The organism is Mycobacterium sp. (assembly GCF_036273375.1).
Classification (GTDB): Bacteria; Actinomycetota; Actinomycetes; order Mycobacteriales; family Mycobacteriaceae; genus Mycobacterium.
Genome location: NZ_DASUHS010000056.1, coordinates 1 through 2,709 on the forward strand (window position 1 = coordinate 1; position 2,709 = coordinate 2,709).

The 2,709-nt window shown below is 66.0% G+C and carries 3 protein-coding genes; all 3 read right to left on the reverse strand.

Going from position 1 to position 2,709, the window contains the following annotated elements; all coding sequences use genetic code 11:
* Positions 1-756, reverse strand: a 756-nt coding sequence (locus tag VFW69_RS05265) for a ferredoxin reductase (protein WP_526498875.1), incomplete at its 3' end; no start/stop codon positions are given.
* A 2-nt stretch (positions 757-758) separates the two neighbouring features.
* The gene (locus tag VFW69_RS05270; RefSeq protein WP_526498877.1) at positions 759-1,688 is read right to left on the reverse strand and encodes an alpha/beta fold hydrolase; all 930 of its coding nucleotides are present in this window, start codon (positions 1,686-1,688) and stop codon (positions 759-761) included.
* A gap of 2 nt (positions 1,689-1,690) precedes the next feature.
* The gene (locus tag VFW69_RS05275) at positions 1,691-2,599 is read right to left on the reverse strand and encodes a metal-dependent hydrolase (protein WP_526498879.1); all 909 of its coding nucleotides are present in this window, start codon (positions 2,597-2,599) and stop codon (positions 1,691-1,693) included.
* Positions 2,600-2,709 lie beyond the last annotated feature (110 nt).

A 2,709-nucleotide genomic window follows, 5' to 3' on the forward strand; every position in this document is an offset into this window, starting at 1 on the left:
CACCGATTCCAGCACGGCGGTGGGGCCACACACGTAGACGGCCGTCGCCGGCCCGGCGTCGGCAAGCAGGTCGGACGCGGTGGGAAATCGGCCGCGCTCGTCGTCGGCCCACACGGTAACGCGATCGGGAGCCTGGGCCACGACCTCGTCCAGCAGCGGCATGTAATCGCGGCTGCGACCGGCATAGACCGCGCGCCAATTGATTCCGCGCTGCTGGGCGGTTTGGATCATCGGCAGAATCGGAGTCACCCCGATGCCGCCGATCACGAACAACACCTCACGCTCGTCGGTGACGAGGTAGAACGCGTTGCGGGGTCCTTCGAACTCGAATTTGTCGCCCACCTTGAAGGTGTCGTGCATTTCGATCGAACCGCCGCCACCCTCGGCGATGCGGCGCACTGCGATGCGATAGTCGGTGCGCCGACCGGGCGAACCACACAGCGAGTACTGCCGGCGGCGGCCCGATGGCAACCGAACGTCGATATGCGCGCCGGGTGTCCATGACGGCAACAACCCACCATCGGGGTCGGCCAGCGTCAACGCGACCACATCGGGCGTCAGAAGTTCGCGGTGGGCGACCACCGCGGTGGTGGTGCGCCGCACGGACTCTACCCGCGCGGATGTCCACCGCGACGCCGACGCCATGCCGCCGAACAGCGAACCGACCCCGTACAACGCGGTGTACATGCGGTCACGCTTGCGGCGGCCATACAGGTCGGACGGAATGCTGTCCCGAATAGTCTGTGCCACAATCATCCTCACATCTGACCGATGCCGCGACGGTCGCCGGACCGAGCGATCAGGTCGACCCACTCAGCGGTGAGCCGGGCGATGACGTCGGGGTAGGCGGTGACCACCCAATGGCCGCCCTCGATCGGGAGGACCCTGCCGCCCTCCGGGATGGAACCGGTGAACCGTTGCAGGGCAGGCGATACGAAGTAGTCCTGGCGTGCGACCAGCACCTGCACGGGCACTGTAGTTGGCGGCAACTGCGCCGGGGGTGACAGCATCGGTGCGGGCATGTTCGCGCGATACAGGTTGAGCCCGTTGAGGTAGTCATCGATCGAGCGGTACTCCGCGCCGCGCCCGCCGCGGGTGCTCGATCCACCGATGCGCTCCACCGCCTCAAAGACTTTCACCGTCGCCCGGGACCGGATCGCCAGCTCCGGTACGCCCGGGCACAGGAAAAACCAGATGTAGGACGAGGCCAGGATCTGTTTGAACACGTTGAGGAACGCGCGCGGCGTGCGTGCTGAGCGCAGGAACTTACCCGCGTAGTTCAGGTGGGGCCCCGACACCGAGGTGAACGAGGCGATCTTGCCCATCACCGCGTCATCGGTGACCGCTGCCCAGGCCTGGATCGAACCCCAGTCGTGGGCCAGCAGGTGCACGTCGTTCACGCCCAGGCGCTCGATCACCGCGCCGATGTCAGCGACCAGCTGCGGGAGCCGATACCCCGAACGGTCTGCCGGCGTTGAGGATTGGCCGGCACCCCGCACGTCGTACGCTACGACATTGAAGCGGCGACCCAATGCCGTGGCCACCCCGTCCCACACGTGGTGGTTGTCTGGATACCCGTGGATGGCCAGGACGGTCGGCCGCCCCGGATCGATGTCGGTATAGGCATGCACCGCCAGCCGCACGCCATCGGAGGCCGTGACCGTGGTTGAAGCGACTTCGGTCGTCATCGTCAGTGCGACGCGCGGGCGGCGGGTGAGCGAGACAGGTAGTCGACCGCGCGCCCCACCCCGCCCAGCTGGGAAGGATGGAAACTCGGCGTGTAATAGGCGCCGACGACCCGGAGGAACTGGAATGGACCGGGTACCAGACCCCGACGTGCAGCGCGGAAGTAGTCGCGCCAGCGCGGCTTGGTGCCGGGCGGCAGGTAGGGGTCGACCGAGTACATGAATCGCACGCCGCGGACGAACAACCAGAGCAACGCCGGGGTGATCAGGAGCTGCGTGCGCACCTGCCGCCAATACCCGGCACGCAGATGCTTCATGGTGTCGAACGCGACCGCCTTGTGCTCGACTTCCTCGGCGCCGTGCCAGCGCAACAGGTCCAGCATCACCGGGTCGGTGCCCATGGCGTCATGCTGCGGGGTGTCGAGAATCCATTCGCCCAAAATGGCGGTGTAGTGCTCGAGTGCCGCGACCATCGACACCCGCTCGAGCAGCCAGCTCTGTCGCCGGCGCCGGCTCCACTGCGGCCGGTCGCCGATGAGTTGGGTGAATAGCCAACGCATTTGGTCGGTGAACGGCGTCACGTCGATGCCTTTGACCGCGAAGTGTCCGAGCACCCCCGCGTGCGCCTGGGAATGCATCGCCTCCTGGCTGATGAATCCCTGCACATCGCGCCGCAGTTGATCGTCTTTGATCAGCGGCAAGGTGTCCTTGAAGGCGGCGACGATGAACTCCTCACCCGCCGGCAGCAACAGGTGCAACACATTGCAGAAGTGAGTGGTGAAGGGCTCATTGGGCACGTAGTAGAACGGCAGCGTCGACCAGTCGAAGTCGACGTCACGCGCCTGCAGGACGATCCGCTCGTGGTCGAGCGAGGCGTCATGCGGACCCGTTGCCTTGTCATCGACGGTGAACATCGTCGCCACCCCTTTCCGTCGCCAGATTCGTCGAGCTAGGCGCTGCGCTGCGCCTCGTCCTCTACCTCAGTGATCAAACGCTCGCTGCGCAAGAACCGGACCAGATGATC

Bases quoted from the DNA above. Each gene is read 5' to 3' on its own strand.
- VFW69_RS05270 (WP_526498877.1), bottom strand. From the start codon at position 1,688: ATGACGACCGAAGTCGCTTCAACCACGGTCACGGCCTCCGATGGCGTG.
- VFW69_RS05275 (WP_526498879.1), bottom strand. From the start codon at position 2,599: ATGTTCACCGTCGATGACAAGGCAACGGGTCCGCATGACGCCTCGCTC.